Annotated in this window: 22 protein-coding genes; 16 read left to right on the plus strand and 6 right to left on the minus strand. The window is 62.2% G+C overall.

Annotated elements, in window-relative coordinates:
• The first annotated feature begins 8 nt into the window (after positions 1-8).
• From ATI14_RS20745 to ATI14_RS20770, 6 genes are read left to right on the plus strand one after another with little or no spacing between them, the layout of a single operon-like run.
• Positions 9-1,028 (plus strand): LacI family DNA-binding transcriptional regulator, encoded by a 1,020-nt coding sequence (locus tag ATI14_RS20745; RefSeq protein ID WP_016970350.1) that lies wholly within the window; start codon positions 9-11, stop codon positions 1,026-1,028.
• On the plus strand, positions 1,012-2,016 hold the full coding sequence (locus tag ATI14_RS20750) for an ABC transporter substrate-binding protein (protein ID WP_016970349.1): 1,005 nt from the start codon (positions 1,012-1,014) through the stop codon (positions 2,014-2,016). Before ATI14_RS20745 ends, ATI14_RS20750 begins: the two co-directional genes overlap by 17 nt.
• Complete coding sequence (locus tag ATI14_RS20755) at positions 2,017-2,826, plus strand: ABC transporter permease (RefSeq protein WP_016970348.1); 810 nt, start codon at positions 2,017-2,019, stop codon at positions 2,824-2,826. It begins immediately after the preceding gene.
• Positions 2,823-3,617 (plus strand): ABC transporter permease, encoded by a 795-nt coding sequence (locus ATI14_RS20760; RefSeq protein ID WP_016970347.1) that lies wholly within the window; start codon positions 2,823-2,825, stop codon positions 3,615-3,617. The genes ATI14_RS20755 and ATI14_RS20760 overlap by 4 nt, the downstream gene beginning before the upstream one ends.
• Positions 3,614-4,645, plus strand: a complete 1,032-nt coding sequence (locus ATI14_RS20765) for an ABC transporter ATP-binding protein (protein ID WP_016970346.1) — start codon at positions 3,614-3,616, stop codon at positions 4,643-4,645. The genes ATI14_RS20760 and ATI14_RS20765 overlap by 4 nt, the downstream gene beginning before the upstream one ends.
• Before the next feature lie 9 nt (positions 4,646-4,654).
• A complete protein-coding gene (locus ATI14_RS20770) occupies positions 4,655-5,485 on the plus strand; it encodes a phosphodiesterase (RefSeq protein ID WP_031319659.1) in 831 nt (276 codons plus the stop codon).
• Positions 5,486-5,728: 243 nt separating this feature from the next.
• On the opposite strand, the gene ATI14_RS20775 is transcribed toward ATI14_RS20770, so the two are convergent.
• On the minus strand, positions 5,729-7,372 hold the full coding sequence (locus tag ATI14_RS20775) for a sensor domain-containing diguanylate cyclase (protein ID WP_080520104.1): 1,644 nt from the start codon (positions 7,370-7,372) through the stop codon (positions 5,729-5,731).
• A gap of 142 nt (positions 7,373-7,514) precedes the next feature.
• On the opposite strand from ATI14_RS20775, the gene ATI14_RS20780 reads away from it, so the two are divergent.
• The 4 genes from ATI14_RS20780 to ATI14_RS20795 all read left to right on the plus strand — a co-directional run bounded on the left by ATI14_RS20780 (position 7,515) and on the right by ATI14_RS20795 (position 12,183).
• Positions 7,515-8,120: a LysE family translocator gene (locus tag ATI14_RS20780; RefSeq protein WP_016970342.1), complete on the plus strand. Its 606-nt coding sequence runs from the start codon at positions 7,515-7,517 to the stop codon at positions 8,118-8,120.
• An 87-nt stretch (positions 8,121-8,207) separates the two neighbouring features.
• Entirely contained in the window at positions 8,208-8,705 is a 498-nt protein-coding gene (locus ATI14_RS20785; RefSeq protein WP_016970341.1) for a sigma-70 family RNA polymerase sigma factor, read from the plus strand.
• A complete protein-coding gene (locus tag ATI14_RS20790) occupies positions 8,702-9,655 on the plus strand; it encodes a FecR domain-containing protein (protein ID WP_080520103.1) in 954 nt (317 codons plus the stop codon). The genes ATI14_RS20785 and ATI14_RS20790 overlap by 4 nt, the downstream gene beginning before the upstream one ends.
• An 89-nt stretch (positions 9,656-9,744) precedes the next feature.
• Entirely contained in the window at positions 9,745-12,183 is a 2,439-nt protein-coding gene (locus ATI14_RS20795) for a TonB-dependent receptor (RefSeq protein ID WP_016970336.1), read from the plus strand.
• A gap of 89 nt (positions 12,184-12,272) precedes the next feature.
• Here ATI14_RS20795 and ATI14_RS20800 read toward each other — a convergent pair whose 3' ends face one another.
• On the minus strand, positions 12,273-13,334 hold the full coding sequence (locus ATI14_RS20800; protein ID WP_016970335.1) for a HoxN/HupN/NixA family nickel/cobalt transporter: 1,062 nt from the start codon (positions 13,332-13,334) through the stop codon (positions 12,273-12,275).
• A gap of 105 nt (positions 13,335-13,439) precedes the next feature.
• Here ATI14_RS20800 and ATI14_RS20805 point away from each other — a divergent pair, with 105 nt between their 5' ends.
• The 3 genes from ATI14_RS20805 (at position 13,440) to yfcF (ending at position 15,891) form a co-directional block, all read left to right on the plus strand.
• Positions 13,440-13,982 (plus strand): DUF924 family protein, encoded by a 543-nt coding sequence (locus tag ATI14_RS20805; protein WP_042918283.1) that lies wholly within the window; start codon positions 13,440-13,442, stop codon positions 13,980-13,982.
• A 181-nt stretch (positions 13,983-14,163) separates the two neighbouring features.
• Positions 14,164-15,054 carry a hypothetical protein gene (locus ATI14_RS31205; protein ID WP_130886742.1) on the plus strand — a complete coding sequence of 297 codons (891 nt, stop codon included), beginning with the start codon at positions 14,164-14,166 and terminating at the stop codon, positions 15,052-15,054.
• Between the two features lie 204 nt (positions 15,055-15,258).
• A complete protein-coding gene (gene yfcF / locus ATI14_RS20810; RefSeq protein WP_016970331.1) occupies positions 15,259-15,891 on the plus strand; it encodes a glutathione transferase in 633 nt (210 codons plus the stop codon).
• A gap of 3 nt (positions 15,892-15,894) precedes the next feature.
• Here yfcF and ATI14_RS20815 read toward each other — a convergent pair whose 3' ends face one another.
• On the minus strand, positions 15,895-16,140 hold the full coding sequence (locus ATI14_RS20815; RefSeq protein WP_016970330.1) for a hypothetical protein: 246 nt from the start codon (positions 16,138-16,140) through the stop codon (positions 15,895-15,897).
• A gap of 131 nt (positions 16,141-16,271) precedes the next feature.
• On the opposite strand from ATI14_RS20815, the gene ATI14_RS20820 reads away from it, so the two are divergent.
• Together ATI14_RS20820 and ATI14_RS20825 are read left to right on the plus strand one after the other, a co-directional pair.
• On the plus strand, positions 16,272-16,916 hold the full coding sequence (locus ATI14_RS20820; protein ID WP_016970329.1) for a hypothetical protein: 645 nt from the start codon (positions 16,272-16,274) through the stop codon (positions 16,914-16,916).
• Between the two features lie 45 nt (positions 16,917-16,961).
• The gene (locus tag ATI14_RS20825; RefSeq protein ID WP_016970328.1) at positions 16,962-17,303 is read left to right on the plus strand and encodes a hypothetical protein; all 342 of its coding nucleotides are present in this window, start codon (positions 16,962-16,964) and stop codon (positions 17,301-17,303) included.
• A 132-nt stretch (positions 17,304-17,435) separates the two neighbouring features.
• Here ATI14_RS20825 and ATI14_RS20830 read toward each other — a convergent pair whose 3' ends face one another.
• Together ATI14_RS20830 and ATI14_RS20835 are read right to left on the minus strand one after the other, a co-directional pair.
• Positions 17,436-18,182, minus strand: coding sequence for a creatininase family protein (locus ATI14_RS20830; RefSeq protein ID WP_016970327.1), 747 nt, complete (start codon positions 18,180-18,182; stop codon positions 17,436-17,438).
• Positions 18,183-18,212: 30 nt separating this feature from the next.
• On the minus strand, positions 18,213-18,926 hold the full coding sequence (locus ATI14_RS20835; RefSeq protein WP_016970326.1) for a murein L,D-transpeptidase catalytic domain family protein: 714 nt from the start codon (positions 18,924-18,926) through the stop codon (positions 18,213-18,215).
• Between the two features lie 40 nt (positions 18,927-18,966).
• Here ATI14_RS20835 and ATI14_RS20840 point away from each other — a divergent pair, with 40 nt between their 5' ends.
• Positions 18,967-20,547, plus strand: coding sequence for a L,D-transpeptidase family protein (locus ATI14_RS20840; RefSeq protein WP_016970325.1), 1,581 nt, complete (start codon positions 18,967-18,969; stop codon positions 20,545-20,547).
• A 153-nt stretch (positions 20,548-20,700) separates the two neighbouring features.
• Here ATI14_RS20840 and ATI14_RS20845 read toward each other — a convergent pair whose 3' ends face one another.
• A complete protein-coding gene (locus tag ATI14_RS20845; RefSeq protein ID WP_080520102.1) occupies positions 20,701-21,729 on the minus strand; it encodes an alginate lyase family protein in 1,029 nt (342 codons plus the stop codon).
• Positions 21,730-21,745: the final 16 nt, after the last annotated feature.

A 21,745-nucleotide genomic window follows, 5' to 3' on the forward strand; every position in this document is an offset into this window, starting at 1 on the left:
GAGACACAATGACTGATTTGAAAGACGTCGCCCGGCTGGCTGGTGTATCCCGTGCCACTGCCGCGCGCACCTTTGCTTCCCCCGACCAAGTGAGGCCCACCACCCGCGAGCAGGTGTTTTCCGCCGCCCGCGAGCTGGGCTTTCGCCCCAACTTGCTCGGCCGTCAGTTGCGCCTGCAAACCACCCAGTTGATCGGCGTGGTGGTGCCCAACCTGCTCAACCCGGTGTTCGCCGAACAGTTCCAGGCCATGGAGCGCTCCGCGCGGGTGCGGGGCTACAGCCTGTTGCTGGCCACCACCGATTACAGCAGCGAGCGCGAATACAGTGTGGTGGAAGAACTGTTGCGCCAGCGCGTCGACGGCCTGGTGTTGACGGTCACCGACGCAGAAAGCAACAGCGTACTCAGCAGCCTGAACACCGAGAAAACCCCCTTCGTGCTGGCGTATCACCAACCCGGCAACCCCAATTACAGCGCCGTGTCGGTCGACAACCGCGCGGGCATGGCCATGGCCACACGTTACCTGCTGGAGGCCGGGCACCGGCGCATCGGCATGGTCGCCGGGCCCGCCTTGCAGTCTGACCGCGCGCGCCTGCGCTACGCCGGTTATTGCGATGCCATGCACGCGTACGGCCTTGAACCCCGTGCGGTGATCGAAATGCCGGCCCACACTCAGGCTGAGTTCGCCGCCATCGAACCCTTCCTGCAGGGCATTGAGGCGCCCACCGCGCTGGTGTGTTCCAACGACTTCCTGGCGATCAGCCTGATCGCCGAGCTGCGCCGCAACGCCTGGAACGTGCCCGAACAACTCTCTGTGATGGGCTTCGACGGCATTGCCCTTGGCACTCAGATGCACCCGACCCTGTGCAGCGTGGTGCAGCCTATCGCGCTGCTCGCCAGCACGGTGATTGACCAACTGCTGGCGCAGATCGCCGGCGACGCCCCGATTTCCCACTGCCTGCCTTGCCACATCCGGCCCGGCGAAAGCACTCAACCCCATCAGGAGACGCTTGATGCGCGCATTCAGTAAAACCCTGTCCGCCTTGCTGCTGTGCGGCGTGGCCAGCCTGGCCCAGGCCGCCGAGACTGCGATTTGCTACAACTGCCCGCCGGACTGGGCCGACTGGGGCACGCAGCTCAAAGCCATCGCCGCCAGCACCGGCGTGCAAGTGCCGCTGGACAACAAAAACTCCGGCCAATCCCTCGCGCAGTTGGTTGCCGAGAAAGCCGCCCCCGTGGCCGATGTCGTTTACTACGGCGTGACCTTCGGCTTGCAGGCGCAAAAAGCCGACGTCGTCGCCACCTACAAACCCAAGGCCTGGGACCGGATTCCTGCCGGTTTGAAAGACCCGGCCGGTCACTGGTTCGCGATCCACTCCGGCACCCTGGGCATCATGGTCAATGTGGATGCCTTGGGCGGCTTGCCGGTGCCGCAAAGCTGGGCCGACCTGCTCAAACCTGAATACAAAGGCATGGTCGGCTACCTCGACCCGTCCAGCGCCTTCGTCGGCTACGTCTCGGCAGTGGCGATCAACCGCGCGTTGGGTGGTGATCTCGACAACTTCGCCCCGGCCATCGATTACTTCCAGAAACTGGCGAAAAACGCGCCCATCGTGCCCAAGCAGACCGCGTATGCGCGGGTGCTGTCCGGCGAACTGCCGATTCTGGTGGACTACGATTTCAACGCCTACCGCGCCCGCTACAAAGACAACGCCAACGTCGCCTTCGTGATCCCGCAGGAAGGCAGCATCAGCGTGCCGTACGTCATGAGCCTGGTGGCCAACGCGCCGCACCGCGCGAGTGCCGAGAAAGTCCTCGACTTCGTGCTGTCCGACGAAGGCCAGGCACTCTGGGCCAAGGCTTACCTGCGCCCGGTGCGCCCGATGAAGATGCCGGCCGAGGTGGCCGCGCAGTTCCTGCCCGACAGCGACTACGCCCGCGCCGGGGTGGTGGACTACGAAAAAATGGCCGCCGTGCAGGAAGCCTTCGCCGCTCGTTACCTGAACGAGGTCAAGTAAGTGGGCAAACACGCAGGCTGGGCCCTGGCCCCCGCGTTCGCCGTGCTGCTCGCGTTCTGGCTGTTGCCGTTGGCGCATCTGATCGTGCTCGGCACCGAGAGCCGCGACAGCAACGGCAGCGGCTACTGGCAGGTGCTGAGCAGCGCGCAATACCTGGGCAGCCTGGGGCAAACCCTGGTGCTGGCCGTGGTGGTGACGCTGGTCGCGTTATTGATCGGCGGCATCAGCGGCGTGTTCCTCGCCCGTCAGCAGTTCTTCGGGCGCTCGGTGCTGGTGGCGTTGCTGACATTCCCGCTGGCGTTTCCCGGCGTGGTGGTGGGCTTTTTGGTGATCCTGTTGGCCGGGCGCCAGGGTTTGTTGGCTTCACTCGGCCTGCAATTGGCGGGTGAACGCTGGATCTTCGCCTACTCGCTGGCAGGCCTGTTCGTGGGCTATTTGTACTTCTCGATTCCACGGGTAATCCTCACCGTCATGGCCGCGTGCGAAAGCCTTGATCGCAGCCTTGAAGAGGCCGCCCATTCGCTCGGCGCCGGGCATTGGCGTGTGGTCTGCGACGTGATCGTGCCGGGCCTGGCGCCGGCCCTGGCATCGTGCGGGGCGATCTGCTTTGCCACGTCCATGGGCGCCTTCGGCACGGCCTTCACCTTGGGCACGCGGCTCAACGTCACGCCGGTGGCGATCTACAACGTGTTCACCAACTACGCCAATTTTGCCGTCGCAGCCGCGCTGTCAGTGGTGCTCGGCGCCGTGACCTGGGCCGTGTTGTTGCTCACGCGCCGGCTGGTGAAAAACGCGGGGACAGTCCTGTGAAGCGCTCATCACTGTTTGTGATTCAACTGCTGTTCACCTTGTTGGTGTGCGCCTTCATGCTGGTGCCGGTGGTGATGTCGCTGCTGGCCGGGTTGACGCGCAATTTCTTTGTCGGCCTGTCCAGTGGCGTGACGTTCGATTGGCTGGTTCAGGTGTGGCAGGCCTATGCGCCCACCGTGTGGCTGTCGCTGCAATTGGCATTGGCCTGCGCGGTGTGCGTCTGCGTGGTCGGTGTGCCGGCGGCCTATGCGCTGGTGCGGATGAACAACCGCTTCAGCCGCGCCTTCGAGGAACTGATGGTGCTGCCGGTGGCCATGCCGGGGTTGGCCAGTGCCTTGGCCTTGTTGCTGACCTACGGCCAGTTCGGCGCGTTTCGCAGCAGTTGGCTATTCATTCTTGTCGGCCACGTACTGTTCACCTTGCCGTTCCTGGTGCGCCCCGTGATGGCGGTGATGCAGCGTCAGCAACTGCCGGTGCTGGAAGAGGCGGCGGCCAGCCTCGGTGCCGGGCCGTTCAAGCGCTTTTTCAGCGTGGTGGTGCCCAACTGTCGCGCGGGGATTCTGGCGGGCGTGCTGATGGTGGTCACCCTGAGCCTGGGTGAGTTCAACCTGACCTGGATGCTGCACACGCCGCTAACCAAAACCCTGCCGGTCGGTCTGGCGGACAGCTATGCCTCAGCGCGCCTGGAAATTGCCAGCGCCTACACCCTTATATTTTTGCTGATGATTGTACCGCTGCTGATTGCGTTGCAGGCCATCAGTGCCCGTTTGTCCCGTGGAGAGCGTCGATGACCGCCATCACCATTCGCCTTGACGGCTGTCGCAAGGCGTTCGCCGACGGCACCGTGGCCGTGCATGATTTGAACCTGACCGTCGAAGGCGGTGAAACCCTTGCCATTCTTGGCCCGTCGGGTTGCGGCAAAACCACCACTTTGCGTTTGATCGCCGGCCTGGAACGCCCGGATGCGGGCCAGGTATTTTTCGGCGATCAGAACGTGACGCGCCTGCCCATCGAGCGCCGCGATGTGGGCATGGTGTTCCAGAATTACGCGCTGTTTCCCAACCTGGATGTGGCGGGGAACATCGTCTATGGCCTGAAGATTCGTGGCATTCCCGCGCCCGAGCGCAACAAGCGCTGCGAAGAACTGCTGGAGCTGGTCGGGCTGCAACACCACGGCAAGCGCAGCATCCACGAACTGTCGGGCGGCCAGCGGCAACGTGTGGCACTGGCCCGCGCACTGGCGCCACGGCCCAAAGTATTGTTGCTGGATGAACCGCTGGCCGCCCTAGATGCGCAACTGCGCGAGCGCCTGCGCAGTGAGTTGGACGCGTTGCTGCGCAGCCTGGGGATCACCTCGATTTTTGTCACCCATGATCAGGGCGAAGCCATGGCCCTGGGCGACCGCATTCTGGTGATGGAGCAGGGGCGTGTGGCGCAGCTGGCCAGCCCGCGCGAGATTTATCAGCAACCGGCCAATGCGTTTGTCGCAGGCTTCGTCGGCAACCTCAATGCGTTCACGGTGATCGAGCCGTCAGCCAATGGCCTGAAAGTCTGCGGCGGTGATTTGCCGTGGCACGGGGTCGATTTGCCGAACACCCTGTATTGCCGCCCCGAGCACCTGCGGGTGATGGAGGGCGAAGGGCACCTGCACGGCCATTTGCTCGCGCAGTTTTTCCAGGGCGCGCAGAGCCGTCTGCTGGTGGATGTCGGCGCCCCGCAACCGCTGCTGGTGGACAGCAGCGACAACCAACTGCACCGCGTCGGCGCCCCCATCGCCCTGGCGATTGCGCCGCACATGTTGTTCACCCTGAACGCCTGAGAACTTATGTTGAATCGTCCTTTCCTTGTCGCGCAGATCAGCGACCTGCACCTCAAAGCCGGCCAGCGCCTTACTTATGGCGTTGTGGATACCCTCGGTGCGCTGCGCCGTGCCGTCGACCACCTGAATGCCAGCCACCCGCGCCCCGACATCGTGGTCATCAGCGGCGACCTGGTGGATTTCGGCCGCGCGGATGAATACGCCGTGCTGCACCCCGAACTCGCACGCCTGCACATGCCGTACTACCTGGTGCCGGGCAACCACGACGCGCGCGGGCCGTTGCTGGAAGCATTCTCGGATCATCGTTATTTGCCAAAGTCGGCAGATGCGCCACTCGATTGGGTTGTGGACGAATACCCGCTGCGCCTGATCGGCCTGGACTCGACCATCCCCGGCGGCCATGGCGGGCAGTTGCTCGACAGCCAATTGCAGTGGCTCGACGCGCAATTGGCGCTGCAACCCGACAAGCCGACCTTGCTGATCCTGCACCACCCGCCGTTCATCAGCGGCATCGGCCATATGGACCGCGAACCCTTCATCAACGCCGCCGGCCTTGAACGGGTGGTCGCGCGCCACCCGCACGTAGAGCGCCTGCTGTGCGGGCATCTGCACCGCCCCTTGCAGCGCCGCTTCGGCGGTAGCCTGAGTTGCGTGTGCCCCGGCACCTCCCACCAGATCGTGCTCGACCTGCAAGAAACTGCGCCCGCGCACTTCAACCTGGAACCTGCGGGTTATCTGCTGCATCGCTGGGACGGTCAGGGCGTGGTCAGCCATACCGGCGTGTTCGGTGAATATCCGGGGCCGTACCCGTTTTATGACGCGAACGGGTTGATTGACTGAGGCTTCACCCTCGCCACAGATGATCACCGGATCAGAAAATCAGGTGACCGAGGCAGGCCAGTAACAGCGCCAGCCCGGCAATGCCGAGCAGGGTGAAAACCAGCGCGGCCGCGTGGGCCAGCAGAACTGTCAGCGGTTGCATGGGTGTGCTTCCTGAACCATCCGGGAGGCACGATTATGAAAAGCGGCGGGGCGCGGATACAGACGCTGCCGGTTATTTCAGTGATAAGCAAACCGCACGGTTCACGCCACCCGGTTCCTGCCCGCGCCCTTGGCCTCATACAGCCGGCTGTCCGCGCGTTTGAGCAGCGCCGATGAGTCGCGGTCCGAGGGTTCGGCCACACCCACGCCGATACTCACGGTCACCTGGCCCACGGTGGGGAAACGTGCCGCCGCCACGGCGACGCGGATTTTTTCGGCGACCACTTCCGGGGTGTCCGGCTCTTTGACTTCCGGCAGCAACACCGCGAACTCTTCACCGCCATAACGCGCCACAAAGTCGGTGGCGCGGGTGGTGCTTTCGATCAGCGCGGCCAGTTGGCACAGCACGTCATCGCCGACCGCGTGGCCGTAGGTGTCGTTGACGCGCTTGAAATAGTCGGCGTCGATCAACAGCAGGGCAAAAGTGCGCCCGGTGCGCTGGAACAGCAGGCTGTTCTCGGCGAGTTTTTCGTCGAAGCGGCGACGGTTGTAGACGCCGGTGAGCGCGTCGTGGGTGGCCAGTTTCAGCAGGTCGGCGTTGGCCTGGGTGAGGGCGGCGGTGCGCTGCACCACGGTGGCCTCCAGCGAGGCGTTGGCCTCTTGCAGCTCGCGCTCCTTGGTGAGCAGCGATTGGGTCATGCGGCTGATGGACTGGCCCAGCTGGGCGATTTCCAGCACCGAATGTTCCTGGGCAAACACTGCGCCGGGCTTTTGTTCCTGCACCTGCTTGGCCGAGCGCGCCAGCCGCTCAATCGGTTTGCTCAGGGTCAGCGACAGGTAGTAAGCCACCACGGTAATCAGAATGGCCGCCAGCACGCCCAGGATCAGCAATTTATACAGCAGCACCCGCGCCGGTTGCAGGGCGATGTCCAGCGGCTGGCGCACCACGATGTACCACGACAGGCTGGCGTTGGACGGGCTCGGCACCGCGACCGAGGCGGTCACGTAGCCGTTGCCGGTGGTCCAGCCGGAAGGCGGGTTCAGACTGCTTTTTTGCATCTGTTGGCCGGCGAGAATTTCGGGGTACAGCACCTTGCCGTCGAAGTCGATGATCAGCGCCTGAATCTCGGGAACAGCGTCTTTTTGCATCACGGCCGCATCAACGATCTGCGTGACCCAGCTCCAGTGTGCGTGGGCACCGAGCACGCCAATCGTCTCGCCATTGGCATTGCGGATGGGTGCGGCGAAGTCGATAAAACGCATCGGCTCGCCATTGGCCGAGCCTGGCAACAGCTTGGCCAGCAGCACGGCTTCGTGCGGGTCGCCGGTGTACTCGCCGCGCATGCCCGCCTGGAACCACGGGCGCTGTGCCACCGACTGGTTGACCAGCAAGCCGTTCACCGCCTGGCGCACACGGCCTTCGGCGTCGGCCACGCCCATCCACGCGTACTCGGCGCGCGATTGGGTGCGCAGTTCCATCAAGGTCATCACATCCGGCGCGTCGAGGTCACCCCGGCGAAACAGCGGCGCCTTGCTCAGCAGCGACACTTCCAGCTGGCGCTCGCGCAACTGCACAGCCAGCAACGCGGCACTTGAGCGCGCGGTACTCAGCAGGGCGTTGCCGCTGGCCTGCTTGACCTGCTCGGTCGCGATATGCCCGACGTAGACGCCCACAATGATCAGGATGAGTAAGGATAAACCGGCAAACCACAAGGTCAGGTGAGTACGCAGACTGGCTTTGAGCATGGGGCAACGTCTTAGGCGGCTAGTCATTACATGGTAGGCGTAATCTCAGGCGCGGTGCCAGCCGTGGCAACCACAAACGTACAAGATTCTGCGCAAACCCCTTCCGTAGACTCGTCCAACCTTTCTCTAAAGCAGGTTCGCCATGGACATCTTCCTCTACGCCTTCAGCGTCATGTACAGCCCCGGTCCCGTGAATTTCATGGGGCTCAACGCCGGGCTCACGGGCAAGTTTCGCCGCTCCACCGGGTTCTTCATCGGTGTGGGGTGCGCGATGCTGTTGTTGTTCGTGCTGTTTGGCTACACCGGTGAGGCGATCATTTCCCAGGCGGCGTTACCGTACATTTCGTTGGCAGGCGGGCTGTACACGGTGTACCTCGCTTATCAGGTGTTCACCGCACGGCCGGTGGTGGAGGAGCCATCGAGCGCGCCGGCCAAGACCCTTACGTTCTGGAACGGCCTGGTGATCCAGCTGCTCAACCCCAAGGGCATTGTGGCGGTGCTGCCGATTACCAGCGTGATGTTGCCGGCGGCGCATATCACCGGCGCGTCCATTGCCGGGGTTTCTGCGTTGCTGGGCCTTGGCGCGGTCGGTGCGCCCTGGGTGTATGGGTTGCTCGGCGCGGTGCTGGGCAAGCGGATTACCGGGGCGTCCGCCTTTGTAGTGTTCAACCGTTGCATGGGGTTGGCGCTGGCGGGGTGTGCGTATTTCATGTTCCACGCGTTCTATCTGCATGTGGTGCAAGCATGAGCGATCAGTGAAATTGCCAGCGTCCTTCGTGGCAGATTAGAATGCGATCAATTCTTAATTACTCTTGGCCTCGCGCCGGTGATCTGCATGTCGTCTTCGCTAAATCTGCCTGTCAGGGACCTGTACTGCGAACACCACGGATGGTTGTACCGCTGGCTCGACCGCAAGCTGGGCAATGCCAGCGACGCTGCCGACCTGGCCCATGACACTTTCCTGCGTCTGCTGACTCGCCACAACAGCGCAGGGTTTGGCAGCGAGCCGCGCGCCTTGCTCACCCACATCGCCAAGGGCCTGATGATCGACAGTTGGCGCCGCCAGGAAGTCGAACGCGCCTACCTTGAAACCATTGCCCACCTGCCCGAACAGGAAGTGCCGTCACCGGAAACCCGCTGGTTGATCCTGGAAGCGCTGTATCGCATCGAAGCCATGCTGCGCGATTTGCCGGAGAAAACACGCCAGGCCTTTCTGATGTCGCAAATCGACGGTTTGACCTACCCGCAGATTGCCGATGAATTGAAGGTGTCGCTGGTTTCGGTCAAGCGCTACATGCGCGACGCCTTTCTCGCCTGCCTGAGCGTGGCATGACTCCTTCAATTGACCCGCAAATCCTCGGCGAAGCCGCCGACTGGATGGTGCAGCTGCAATCGGGCAGCGCCACTGACGAAGACCGCCGCGCCATCGCCCAATGGCAGGGCCGCAGCGCCCAGCACGCCCAGGCGTGGCAGCGGGCCGAGGCGATTCTGGGGGATTTCAACACGGTGCCCGGCGCCATTGCCGGCGACACCCTCAAGCGCATCGGCCGCAAAAAATCCCTCGGCCGCCGTCAGGCATTGGGGTTGCTGCTGCTGGCTGGCCCGGCGACGTGGCTGGCTTATCGCTACAAACCCTGGCAGCCGTGGACCGCCGACCAGCACACGGCCATCGGCGAACAGCGTCAGCTGACCCTGCCTGATGGCACGCGTTTGCTGATCAACACCGCCAGCTCATTGAACATCGCGTTTACCGAGCAGGTGCGGCGTGTGGAGTTACTGCAGGGCGAAGTGATGATCACCACCGCTAAAGACCCGGCGCCCAGTCATCGCCCGTTCATCGTGCAGACCCGCCACGGCACCGCCCGCGCCTTGGGCACGCATTTCAGCGTGCGGGTGGGCGAGCAGAACAGCCGTGTCGCGGTGATCGAAGGCGCGGTGGAAATGCTGCCGCGGCATGCCGCCCAGGGCCTGATTCTCAAGGCTGGCGAACAAAGCGCGTTCGACAGTGACCGGGTGGCTGCTGTGGAACCTTTGAATGTGGGCGCCCAGACCTGGGAAAACGGCATGTTGCTGGCCCAGCAAATGCGCCTGGCGGACTTGCTCGACGAGCTCGGCCGCTACCGTGCCGGCGTGTTGCGTTGCCACGACAGCGTGGCCGGGTTGAGCGTTTCCGGGGCGTTCCCGCTGCGTGACACCGACGCCAGCCTGCGCCTGTTGCAGGAAACCCTGCCGGTAAAGGTCAGCAGCCTGAGCGGTTATTGGGTCACCGTGGAACCGCGCTGAATCTTTTTCATTTTTCGCTGATACCTTTTTCGTTGTCGTGCGGTGTAGAGGAGAACCCCTCACTTTGCACCGCGCCGACAGGAATGCCCATGACCGCCAGACCGCTCCCATACTGCCCCCGCCCGTTGAAGGCCTTGAGCCTGGCCGTCGCCCTCGCGGCCATCGCGCCGCTGCACAGCGCGTTGGCGGCGGATGCGGCTGCCTCCAGCTCAGCGCGCAGCTACACCCTTGCGGCGGGCCCGCTCGGCAATGTGTTGGCGCAGTTCGCGGCGCTGTCGGGCGTGCCGTTGTCGTTTGATTCCCGATTGCTCAATGACCGGCAAAGCCCGGGCTTGCGCGGCGATTTCACCGCAGAAGCCGGCTTCATGCAGTTGCTGCAAGGCAGCGGCTACACCCTGCAAAGCACCGGCGCCGGTGGTTACACCGTGGTGCCGGCAGCCAACGACGGGGCGGTGGAACTCGGCGCCACCACCATCAGCGGCGAGGCGAGCGGGGCGCAGGCGGACACCTACGGCGGCGGCCAGGTGGCGCGCTCGGCGCGCCTGGGTGTATTGGGCAACCGCTCGATCAATGACGTGCCGTTCAGCGTGGTCAGCTACACCGCCAAAACCATCGCCGACCAGCAGGCGCGTACCGTGGGTGATGTGTTGCTCAACGACGCGTCGGTGCGCCAGTCTTCGGGGTTCGGCAACTTTGCGCAGATGTTCATCATTCGCGGCCTGCCGCTGAACACTGACGACATCGCGTTCAATGGCCTGTACGGCGTGTTGCCGCGGCAGATCATCACCACCGAAGCCCTGGAGCGCGTGGAACTGTTCAAAGGCCCGAATGCCTTCGTCAACGGTGTGTCGCCCGCCGGCAGTGGCATTGGTGGCAGCGTCAACCTGGTGCCCAAGCGCGCCGAGGATGTGCCTGCGCGCAGCGTGACGCTGGACTACGCCAGCGACGGCCAGACCGGTGGCCACATTGACCTCGGCCAGCGTTTTGGCGAAGACAACCGCTTTGGCGCACGGGTCAACCTGGCCCGGCACGGCGGTGACACGGCCATCGATGACGAAAACAAAAGCTCGCAGATGATCGCCGTGGCCCTGGATTACCGTGGCGACCGCCTGCGGGTGTCCACCGATGTCGGCTACCAGAAAGAACGCATCAACAATGGCCGCTCCGTGGTGTACCCCAACGGCACACAGGTGCCCAAAGCCCCGTCGGCAAACCACAACTACGCGCAGGACTGGAGCTGGTCGGAGCTGGAAGACACCTACGGCATGTTCAATGCCGAGTATGACCTCAACGAACACTGGACCGCCTACGTGGGCGGTGGCGCCAAGCACACCCGGGAAAATGGCCAGTACTCCTCGTTGTATGTGGGCAACGACGGCAGCGGGCGCGTGGGCTTTTTGTACTCGCCCCATGACGAAGACAACAAAAGCGCCATGGCCGGGTTGAACGGGCATTTCACTACGGGGCCGGTGACCCATCAGGTCAACTTCGGTTTGTCGGGGATCTGGGGCGAGCAGCGCTCGGCGTTCGAGGCGATCCTGCAGGCCAACCGCGTGCCGGGCAACCTGTACAACCCGACCCAGGTGCCGCGCCCGACGGTCACCTATTTCGGCAGCGATATCCACGACCCGCGCATCGTCGGCAAAAACCGCATCAAGAGCGCCGCCGTGTCCGACACACTGGGCTTTATTGACGACCGCGTGCTGCTGACCCTCGGCGTGCGGCGCCAGACCATCGAAGTGGATGCCTGGAACACCACCACCGGCGCGCGCAACGCCAATTACGCCGAAACCATCACCACGCCGGTGTATGGCCTGGTGGTCAAACCGTGGGAGCACGTGTCGTTCTACGCCAACCGCATTGAAGGCCTGGCCCAGGGGCCGACGGCGCCGCTGACCAACGTCACCAACCCCGGCGAAGTGTTTGCGCCCAACCGCAGCAAGCAGACCGAAGCCGGTGTGAAGCTGGACTGGGACAGCTACGGCGCGACGCTGGGTGTGTACCGCATCGAACAGCCCAACAGCGCAACCAACCGCAACCCCAACGGCACCAACACCTTCAGCGTCGATGGTGAACAGGTCAACAAAGGCGTGGAGCTGAATGTGTTCGGCGAGCCTGTCGACGGCCTGCGCCTGCTGGCCGGTGCGACCTGGATGGACACCGAACTGAAGAAGACTTCCAACGGCCTTACCGATGGCAACCGCGCCGCAGGTGTGCCGCGCTTCCAGTACAACGTGGGCGCCGACTGGGACGTGCCGGGTATTCAGGGCGCCGCCTTGAGTGCGCGGGTGCTGCGCACCGGGGGTGAATACGTCAACGCGGCCAACACCTTGAACATCCCGGCCTGGACCCGCGTTGACCTGGGCGCGCGTTATGGCTTCAAGGCCGACGACAAGTACATCACCCTGCGCGCCAATGTTGAAAACGTGGCCAACAAGGCGTACTGGGCCTCGGCGTCGACGTCCAACAACTACCTGACCCAGGGCGAACCGCGCACGGTCAAGGTTTCGGCGACGGTGGATTTCTAAACCCGCCGTTGTGGCAAGCTGGGCTGTTGTGGCAAGCCTGCTCGCCACAACAAGCGGGTTTGCTATAACAAGCCTGTTTGTCACAGAAGTCAGGCCGGGCGGTTGACCTCCAACCGGTCAAACCCGCGCAAGCGGTACAGCAACACCGAGGCCGCCCAGCTGGCGACAAAAATGCCGATGATGATGTAGCCCAGCATGCCGAAGCTGTCATTCAGGCTGCCGATAAAACCCCAGAAGTCACCCTTGAGTTCCAGCTGGTCCACGATCAGCCCCAGCGCCTCGATGCTGCCGATGATCACCGCCACCACCACCGACACCAGGGTGATGCTCATGTTGTAGTAGATCTTGCGGATCGGTTTCATGTACGCCCAGCCATACGCACCGAGCATCAGGTGGCCATCGAGGGTGTCCACCAGCGACATGCCGGCGCTGAACAGCAACGGGAACACCATGATCGACCATGGCGACAACCCTTGCGCCGCCTGCGTCGCGGAGATGCCCAGAAGGGCGATTTCCGTCGCGGTGTCAAACCCCAGGCCAAACAGAAAACCCAGCGGGTACAGGTGCCAGCTGCGGCTGATCAGGCGAAACAGCGGGCGGAAGATGCGCGCCATGAAGCCACGGTCGGCCAGCAGCAGGTCGAAATCGTCCTCTTTGTAGGCGCCGCCCTGGCGTACATGGCGCCAGGCCTTGTAGATGGAGCGCAGGATCACCAGGTTCATCAGCGCGATCACCAGCAAAAACAGCGCCGACACGCTGGTGCCGATCACGCCGCCGATGGCCTTGAAACCGTCGAAATGCTCCTTCATGGTGGCGGCGGCAAAAGCCACGCCGATCGATGCCAGCACCACCACCGACGAGTGCCCCAGCGAGAAAAAGAACCCCACGGCCACCGGGCGCTTTTTCTCTTGCATCAGCTTGCGGGTGGCGTTGTCGATGGCGGCGATATGGTCCGCGTCCACCGCATGGCGCAAGCCGAAGCTGTAGGCAAGCAGGGCGGTGCCGAGCAATATCGGGTGGTCATGAAATGCCACCAGCGCCCATAGCCAGGCACCGACATTGATCGCGATCAATACCGCGTAAATACCAAACAATTTGCTGCGGACTTCGTGGTTCGAATCACTGAAAACCTGGAAGAGACGGTGGATCATCAGGTAAACCCTTTGTTGAATTTGCGGTACATCGAGGAAACTTAATGGATTACTCGGGCGTCGATGATGAAATCTGCGGGTTTGACAGGAGCAATGACGATGAGCATGCAGGAACAGTCGGCCGAGGCCGTGATCGCGTTCTGGAAACAGGCGGGCCCCAAACGCTGGTTCGCCAAGGACGAAGGCTTTGACGAGGCCTTTCGCGACACCTTTTACGCCACCCACCTGCAAGCCGCACGGCGTGAGCTGGAGCGCTGGCTTGAGACTGCCCAAGGCGGTCTGGCGTTGCTGATTTTGCTGGATCAGTTCCCGCGCAACGCGTTTCGCGGCACTGCGCATATGTTCGCCACCGACCCGCTGGCCCGGCTTTACGCCCGGCGCATGCTGGATGCCGGGTTCGACCAGTTGATCGAACCCGAGCTGCGCGCGTTCTGTTATTTGCCGTTTGAACACTCGGAGGATTCGGCCGATCAACAGCATTCCTTGGCGCTGAATCAGCATCTGGATGCCAACACCTTTCACTGGGCCAAGGAGCACGCACGCATCATTGAGCGGTTCGGTCGGTTTCCCCACCGTAACAAGGTCTTGGCCAGGGCGACCACCGCTCAAGAGCAGGCTTTTCTGGATGAGGGAGGGTTTTCGGGTTAATGGCTTGTGGGCGGCTTGTGTCGACGGATTCTGTAGAAGTAACTGTTAGTTCTGACAGTAGACAGAGTGCCGGATGGGGTTTGTAGTAGATGTCAGTCAGCCTATTTCAGGGCTGATGATTACGGGTGTTTATAATCCGACCGCCGATCAATAAACGCCTGAGTCCATGGGAGTTTTGATGATGTCTGATTCAAACCAGTCTCCGCGTGATGTCAGTTGCTGCGTAAATGCTGTGGCGTGTGATCACTGCCCTGAAGGTTGTGGTGATGACGGCGCAAACGTGCATGTGCATGTGCATGTCCATCACCACCATCATTGCTGTCGGCCTGCGCCGGTTGAACCCGCTGTAGTGCCTGAAGAAAAGCCGAAGGTATTGCCGACTATCAATATTGGGTATGTAGGTCTCTCACTCGGCAGTCCTAGTCACCCCAAGCCGCTGCCCCAAATTGGCTCGCCTTCAAACTACGGGGCGACTGGGATTTACAATAAAGTTGCGGCGATAAAGTTTATCGATGCATCAACGGATGTCATTGGCTCATCGTTAACCGCTCAACAATTATTGGCCAAATACCCAATGCTTTCAATTGGGCTGTACAACAGTGCTTTTAACCCAACGGAAGCGCAAAGGTTTCGGGAGTATGTCAAGGCTGGCGGCGTCATGTGGATTACAAGCGATCAGGCGGCAAGCCCGGGGGCGGCGAATGTTTTAACGCAGTTTGGTCATACCGGCTCCTTTGCGGGAACCGTTGCAGCTCCTTACAGTGGAGTGTCCTCTGCAACCGAGACTTCGAGCAGCTATTTTGGTGACTCTACTGGTGTGCCGCTCAGCGGCAATGCAAAGTTTGTGATAGCGTCTTCCCAACCTCCTCCCGGTAGCAGAGTGCTGGCAACTTCCGGTCCTGAGCCAATTGTGTGGCTTCCGGGCGGCACTGGAGAGTGCGTAGTCTGGACGGCGGATGCTGATCTTTTGAGTATTAATATTGATGGGACAAATGTCGATAGCCCGCAGGAGAGGTTTCTCCAGAACTTGTTCGCTTTCCTTATTGATAAAGTCTTGATGAATACCCAGTGATACCCGCCTTTCACAGTTGCTTGAAAAACGATAAAAGTGATCGTGCAAACCGATCACTTTTATCGTTGGCATACATAACATCAGTGCTTTTAACGGTGGTGTCCTGAATTCGCCATTCCCGCCAGGAATGCCCCCATAAAAACCGTGCATTGTCTTTCCGGCCGCAGATCTCGTAGCGTGGGCCTTCACCCAAGGAGACCCGCCATGAACGCTTCCTCGCTGCGCCTGTATGTCGATGCCCAGTTCACCAGCCCCTATGCGATGTCGGTGTTTGTGACCCTGCGCGAGAAAGGCCTGGCGTTCGACACGCTGACCCTGGACCTGGACGCCGCGCACAATCGGCAGGCCGACTTTGCCAGGCTGTCCCTGACCCAGCGTGTGCCGACATTGGCGGACGGCGACTTCTCCCTGTCGGAATCTTCTGCGATCAGCGAATACCTGGACGAGGTGTATCCCGGCACAACGGTGAATCCGGCCGACCCGAAACTGCGGGCGAGGGCGCGGCAAGTGCAGGCCTGGCTGCGCAGCGATTTGCTGCCGATTCGCCAGGAGCGCTCGACGCTGGTGGTGTTCTACGGGCAGAAAATGCCGCCGCTGTCACCGGTGGCCGAGGCGGCCGCGCGCAAGCTGATTGGTGCGGCGCAGATGCTGTTGGCGGGCAACCCGACCCACCTGTTCGGCGAGTGGTCGATTGCCGATGTGGATTTGGCCGTGATGCTCAACCGCTTGATTCTTAATGGCGACAACGTGCCAGCCGAACTGGTGGCCTACGCCGAGCGCCAGTGGCAACGGCCGTCGGTGCAGGAGTGGGTCAACCAACCGCGCCCCGCGCTTTAGGCGTTACAGCCATTCCTGGGCCACGCGCCGGTCCAGGTCTTCCCAGTCGGCCATGCCGAGCACTCGCGTGGTGTTCAGGCCACGCAGGTAACCGCGCAGTTGCTGGGCGCTGGCACAGGCCTGGTCGGCGTCGGCGGCTTCGTCCTGCAGCACGGTTTCATAGTCGACCAGGTAGTCGGCGACGCGCTCGCGAAATTCCGGCAGTACGGCTTCGCGGATGCGGTCGAAGGTTTTCTGGTGGGGCTTCATGGCGTGGTCCTTATAAGTTTTATGTGAGCACTATTGGTTCAGATAATAGTCACCATCAAGCAATGCAAGTTCTGTTTTTCCGGCAACGGCGCAAAATCGCACCATCAAGACGCTGTTCAAGGAAATGCGCGATGAGGACGATAATCCAGCTGGCCTTAATGACCATGATGCTCGGCGCGGTGCTGCTGGCCAACCCGGCGGTTGCCGGCGATCTGCGTACAAGCCATTTGCTGCCGCTGGCCGGTAGCGTAGACTCCCTGGCGCGCGCGCAGTCGGTGGGGGTGTTGTACAGCGAAAACACCCGCGACAACCTCGACTACCTTGAGCGCTACCACGCCATGGCCTTGAACGGCGCCAAGGGCGATCTCGACGGGCGAATCCGCGAGGCGTTCGTCAACAGTTCCGACCCTGAACTGGCGATTGATTGGTTAATGAGTTCGCTGCAGGGCACTTTTCTGTCGGTGACGGTCTATAGCAGCCTGGATGAACTGGTTCAGGCGCATCCGGACGTGGTGGTGATGCTCGACACCCATAACCAGTTGTTGACCCAGCGTAACGACATGGTCGAGGCCAGGTTTACCGCGCGGTTCTACGACGCAGACCTGCAGTACATCGCCAAGGCCCAAGGCTCGGTGCGCAAGCAGGTGTCATCGGTATGGGTACACGACAAGGCGGCCCCCGAAATTGCCGCTCAGATAGAACAGCAACGTGATGTACAACTCGACGCCTTGAAACAGTTCGATGCATCGCTCAAGGCCCTGGTCCGCGCAGGATGACACGCGGGCAGATGTGAACCCTATTTGCTCTCTTCAGGAATGTTTATGCGCTCTTTTTTCGTCCCGGCCCTGGCTTTTTCCCCTTTGTTGCTGACCGGTTGTATCACTGCTCCAAACGCTCCAACCCTGACCCTGCAAACCGACAAGACGCCTGAAGGCTACTTGCAGTGCGTGCTGCCCAAGCTTGAAAAACACGGCATCACCTCGACCGTGACCCAGAACTCGCGCCACGCCAAGGTGGTGCTGACCAGCAAGATTGCCGCCGATGACGTGCTGGAAGCCTACAAGTCCCAGGACGGCAGCAAGGTATTTTTGTACGAGCGCAAGCCGCTGGCCTCGGCGATCAAGCCGTCGCGGCTGGAGATGGCGGCGCAGGATTGCAAGTAACCCCAGGCCACACACAGATCCAAATGTGGGAGCGGGCTTGCCCGCGATTGCGGTGAATCAGTCAATGAATCATTGGCTGACACTCCGTCATCGCGGGCAAGCCCGCTCCCACATTTTGCTTTGTGTTTGGCTTTAAGGTTTCGCTTCGTTACTGAAGCTGTTCACCGTGCTGACCAACCCTTTAGCCGCCAACGCCACCAATTCCCCGCCTTTTTCCACCGTCGCCAGCGCCGGGTCCGAGCCCATGCGGCCGTCAGGGAAGCGTGCGCGGAAGTCCAGGGCTTCGCGGATCGGCCCGGTGTTGGCGATTTGCGGCGAGTAGTCGGCTGACTTGATCGACTCCGGATACGCCCACTGCGTCACCGCAATCTCCGACGGCGTGGCATGGCTGCCGTGGCCGACCGGGAATTGGCGGTGGGCCAGCTCGTTCACACCTTCCAGGTCCCACCAGTTCACCAGTTTCAGCGCGAAACCGGCCGGGCGGCGGGCAAAACTCGCCTCGGCGTACAACTCGGAAAACGCCGCGTCAATGGTCGCGATGTTGCCGCCGTGGCCATTGAGGAACAGGATTTTCTCGAAACCATGCCCGGCCAGCGAGCGCACCCAGTCGCCAATCGCGGCGATAAAGGTGGAAGGGCGCAGGGAAATGGTGCCGGGAAAACCCAGGTGATGCTGGGCCATGCCGATATTGAACGTCGGGCCGACCAGGATATCGGCGTTTTTCTGCGCCTCAACAGCGATGATTTCCGGGCACATCCAGTCCGTGCCCAACAGGCCGGTGGGGCCGTGCTGTTCGTTGGAACCGATGGGGATCACCACCGTGCGGCTGCGCTCCAGAAACTGCCCGATCTCGATCCAGGTGGACTTGTGTAGAAGCATGCGTCGCTCTCTTTTATCTGTGGGTACAGGCTAACCACCACGGATTGTACGACTACTCGCCACTTGTTGGGGCTTGCAGTTCAGATACGTCGACGACTTCAGCCAGCGCTGGTCCGGGTACCAGGAAAACATGAATTGGCCGTCCTTGAGCTTATCCACCACCTGGCGCGCCACCTGCGGGCGTACGGCGGGGCAGCCCTGGCTGCGGCCGATGCGGCCTTCGCGCTTGCTCCAGGCCGGATTCACATAGTCGGCGGCGTGGATCACCAGCGCGCGGTCGCGGGCCTGGTCATTGAAACCCGGTTCCAGACCGTCCATGCGCAACGAATAGCCATGGGCCCCCAGGTAGCTTTCCTGTGTGCGGAACAAACCCAGGCTGGATTGGTGGCTGCCTTCAAGGTTGGAGAACTGGGTAGCGAAGTTTTCCCCGGATTTGGCGCCGTGGGCCACCAGGTCGCGCAGCACCAGGGTCTTTTTGCGCAGATCGAAGATCCACAACCGACGAGCGGTCGAAGGTTGGGAGTAGTCAATCACAGCCAGGCGCTCCGAGCGTTCCTCACCATTATTGACCGCGCACTGCACCGCGCTCAGGGCGCTTTTCAACACAGTGGGATTGAGTTCTGGAGCCGAGCGCGCCAGGCTGCTATACAAAGTAGGAGAAGTCTGATTGGCGGCGAGCGCAAAATTGCTCAGCGTAGCCAGGCTTACGGCCAACAGGCCGAACAGGTAGTTAAACGTCAGCATCTACAGTACATCCCCCCACTGTGGATTGGAGCGTAGTCAATTGTTCAAAAAACACGCATGTTACTTGAGCATTTGCCTGCTCGTTGCGCCGCTGGTCGCGACAGCCGACGAGCTGCCGCTGGCGCCCATCCCGGTGATCGCCACAAGCCCCGTGCAACAGGCGTTGGCACAGTTGCCCGGCGTGTGCCCCCACCTTGCTCCGCACATAGACCCCGCCGCCCTGGCGCGCCTGCAAGCCTTTTACCAGCAGCAGGGTGATGGGCCGCTGTGGTCCGCCGACGAGCGCCGCCAGGCCTTGCAATCGCAGTTGCAGTTATTGGCCGACGACGGCCTGGACCCCACCCACTATAGCCTGCCCACGCCGGACGCCACGGCCAACGTGCTGTGCAGCGACATCGACGTCAGCCGCCAGTACCTGCAAGCCCTGCAGGATTTGCACTTCGGGCGCCTGCAGCAATCGCGCTTCGAGCCGCTGTGGCATTCGCAGCCGCCTGCCCGCGACCCGAATACCGAAGTACTGGCGTTCGCCGCCATCGGCCTGCAAGACATGGCCCAGGCCTTTGACCAGGCCCGCCCCAGCGCCGACCTCTACCGCAGCCTGCGCAATGCCTATTCCACGCTGCGCCTGCAACCCTTGCCCCATTGGGACCCGGTCGCCACCGGCCCCTTGCTGCGCCCCGGCATGGAAGACCCGCGCGTGCCGGAGCTGGCGCGGCGGCTGGTCAGTGGCGGCTACCTGGCCAAGGCCCCCGGCGGCAGGCAATACCGTGACGAACTGGTCAAGGCGGTCAAGGCCTTCCAGCTCAGCCACTCGCTGCAAGCTGACGGAGTAATCGGTGCCGGTACAGTGGCCGAACTCAATATCAGCCCGGCGGTGCGCCGCGAACAGCTGCGCATCAACCTGGAGCGTTTCCGCTGGCTGGCCCAGGACCTGGAACCCGAAGGCGTGCTGGTCAACGTCGCCGCTGCACAGCTCAGCGTGTACCAAAGCGGCATTCCGGTGTGGCAAACCCGCCTGCAAGTCGGCCGCGCCGAACGCCAGACGCCGTTGCTCAAATCCCGCATTACCCGGCTGACCCTCAACCCCACCTGGACCATCCCGCCGACCATCATGCGCGAGGACAAACTCCCGGCCATCCGCCTTAACCCCGAATACCTGCGTCAGCAAAACCTGCAAGTACTCGACCCCGAAGGCCGCCCGCTGGCCCCCGAACAAATCGACTGGGCGCGCCCCGGCAACATCCTGCTGCGCCAGGAAGCCGGCCCGCGCAACCCGCTGGGCAAAATCGTGATGCGCTTTCCCAACCCTTATTCGGTGTACCTGCACGACACCCCGAGCCAACCGCTGTTTACCAAAGGGCCGCGGGCCTTCAGCTCCGGTTGTGTGAGGGTGGAACAGCCGCTGCTGTTGCGCGACCTGCTGGTGAGCCCGGCCGAACGCACCCGCACCGACGAACTGCTCGCCACCGGCGTAACCCACGAATTCCGCCTCGCCACCCCCGTGCCGGTGCTGCTGAGCTACTGGACGGTAGAGGTCAACCGCGAGGGCGGGTTGGTGTATTCGCCGGACATTTACGGGCGCGATCTGGTGTTGATGAAAGCGATGGGCAGCGTGCTCTGACACTCACCCCATTACCCATTGTGGCGAGGGAGCTTGCTCCCGCTGGGCTGCGAAGCAGCCCCCTTGAACAACCCATGCGGTCTTTCTGAAAGGACTCGATCAAGCTAGTGGGGCCGCTTCGCAGCCCAGCGGGAGCAAGCTCCCTCGCCACACCTATTTCAAATAACAGGCACTGATCCAATCCGCCGGACGCTGCGCCAATTGCCTGGCCACCGGCAGGTAACGCGCGTCCAGTTGCGCCGCGAGCCAGAACAGTGTGGCGCTGCTTTTGGGTTGCCAGGTGCCGCTGTAACCCGCTTCGCCCACGCCCGCGCGGTCTTTGTCGAATTGCACGTGGGTGTGCACGAACTCCTGATGGCTGCGTTGGCCGTTGGCGTAGGGCACCAGCCAATCGAGGGCGGCGGCGAGTGAGGCGCCGTTGCTTTTGAGGTTCAACCAGTCTTCGCCATTCGCCTTCGCCGCCAGCGCGGCCTGCACCAGCGGTTCGAGGTCGTAGACCACGTAATGCAGGGCGTCGCGGTCCTGAAAGTCGGTGACCGAACTGTCGGGCAGCACGTTGTCGGCGATTTGCTGTTTGAACAGTTGATGGGCCTGCGCAAGCATCGCCTTGTCGCCCAGCGCGGCGGCGGCCACGGTCACCAGTTTGACGCGATGACTCTGCCAGTTGTTGGTCTGGGTGCCTTTTTTCTGCCCGTGGAATTGCTCGATGCGCGCGATGTAGCCGTTGCCCAGGCTGCTGATCAAACGGCGGCTGGCGTCGCGGGTTTCCAGGCGTAAATGGTCGGCGGTCAAGGCATAGGCGTTGATCAGCATGTCGAGGTTGGTTTCGTCGATGGGGTTGAAGTCCGGCTGATACACATCGGCCCAGGCGGCGAGGAAGTCGTCGACTTGCTTGAGATAACGCGGGTCGCCGCTCAAACGCCACGCCAGCGCCGCCTGGCGCATCACGGGCCAGTCTTTTTCGGCGGCGATGCTCTGCTCGCGAATGCCGTGGTTCGGCAGGGTGCCTTCGGTGTGCAGGTGCGCCAGCGGGTGGGGTTGATCGCCCACGTGGCGTTGAGCAGCGGCCAAAAAGGCTGTGTTCGCCGGGTTGGAGGCGACGGGCTGACAGAGGTTGGCAGCCAAAATTGTGTGGGAAAACGCGGCAAACAGTACGGACAAGGCGAGGGTGGTTTTTTTCATGGGCAGCTCTGCTGGG

The organism is Pseudomonas tolaasii NCPPB 2192, from assembly GCF_002813445.1.
Classification (GTDB): Bacteria; Pseudomonadota; Gammaproteobacteria; order Pseudomonadales; family Pseudomonadaceae; genus Aquipseudomonas; species Aquipseudomonas tolaasii.